We start from the raw sequence: 1,906 nt of genomic DNA on the forward strand, positions 1-1,906 counted from the left end.
CAACACTGCAAACATTTATCGCGTTCCTATTTCATACGCCGGCAGTTTAGCTAATACGCCGGCGACAGCTGCAAATCATCCGGCGGCTGGACCCGCTATGAAGGCGGACTTTCCGGAAGTCGTGGATTTTGTCCGGGTGGTTTCCAATGCCTTGTTCATGAATTCCTACACCCTTTCTTACAAAGATGCCAAGGGGAGGGAAAAGATTCATAGTGAAGCCAATATGTTCCTTGTTGACGCGTCTTTTTTCAACGTTTTCTCCTATCCATTGCTTTCAGGTGACCGAAAAAGCTGCCTGACTGAGCCTTATAGTATCGTACTTTCTGCCAGCACAGCCAGGAAATATTTTGGAGACACAGATCCTCTGGGCAAAATACTGGATATGAATGGAAGTATGTCCATGAAGGTGACAGGTGTTTTTGAGGATGTTCCGGATAATTCTCATATCAAGTTTGACATGTTGGTTTCTATGTCCTCCATTAAGCACAATTATGGATATGATGACTGGGGCTGGCCAGAATTTTACACTTATGTTCTACTTGCTCCTGGTACCGATGTTAAAAAACTCGAAGCAAAATTTCCGGCGTTTACTGAAAAATATCTGGGCAAACTAATGAAGGAATTGAATTTTCGGTCTTCATTTCATTTACAGCCAATCTCTGACATTCACCTGAATTCTAATTATTCCCGGGAAGCTGAGGTAAATGGCAGCGAAATTGAAATCTACTTTTTAGGCGTCATCGGCGTATTTATTTTATTTATTGCCTGGGTCAACTATATCAATTTATCGACCGCAAAATCGATGGAACGGGCAAAGGAAGTTGGTATGAGAAAAGTAGTCGGCGCAGGGAAATCACAGCTGATTACACAGTTTCTCTTTGAATCTTTTATTGTCAATTTATTGGCGCTCGCAGCTGCGTTTGTTATTATTTTTTCCTGTACACCCTATTTTAATGATTTTATTGGTAAAGATATTACCACAGGTTTCTTTTCAAATGGCCTGGGTAATGAGCCTTTTTTCTGGTTTACTGTTCTGTTGATTTTCCTGGTGGGTGCCTTATTTGTTGGCGCTTATCCAGCCTTCGTGATGTCGTCGTTTATTCCGGTTCGTGTGCTGAAAGGATTAAAAATGTATTCCGGTGGGGGTATATCAATCAGGCAGATATTGGTTTCCTTTCAAATCATCCTTTCCATAACTCTTATTGCTTCAACGGTTGTTGTTTTTCAGCAATTTATTTTCATGAGAAACGGTAATCTCGGCTATCAGAAAGATCAGGTTGTCATCGTGAAGGCACCTGTTGTCAAGGGCAACGTCATTGACAATGAGTACCAGATTTTTAAAAGCGAAGTTCAGAAACTGACCTCGGTTAACGACGCAACTGCGACGTCAGACATTCCGGGACACAAGATTCGTTTACAAAATAATTTCCGGAGAGCGAACCAGGATAAACAAAACAGTTACGCAACATACCTTTTAGAGATTGATGAAAATTTTATTCCGACGTATCAGATTAAATTGGTTGCAGGACAGAATCTTATCAGCACTGACAAATCAAAGCGGGATATTAAAAGAATCACCAAAGTTCTAATTAATGAAGAAATGGTCAAGACGCTTGGTTTTAAATCACCCGATGATGCAGTCGGCAAGATTATTTTCTACATGGCAGGAGACGATGTGCAGTTAAAAGTTGCCGGCGTTATGAAGAATTTTCACCAACGCTCGTTAAAGGAAAAAATCGAACCCATATTATGTTACTACCCAACTTTCAGCAATTGGAAATACCTTTCAGTAAATCTAAAAGCAAATAATACATCAAAAAGTCTTGCCGAAGTTGAAAAACTTTATCAAAAAACTTTTCCCGGAAGCCCGTTTGAATACTTTTTTCTGGATGAATATTTTAACAGA

General features: G+C 40.1%; 1 protein-coding gene. It reads left to right on the plus strand.

Translation table 11 applies throughout. The features are described from left to right. The coding region (locus AC1XUO_RS29565) for an ABC transporter permease (protein WP_483333512.1) at window positions 1–1,906 on the plus strand (1,906 nt) is incomplete at both ends.

This window comes from Dyadobacter sp. HNCC25DJ186, assembly GCF_056895235.1.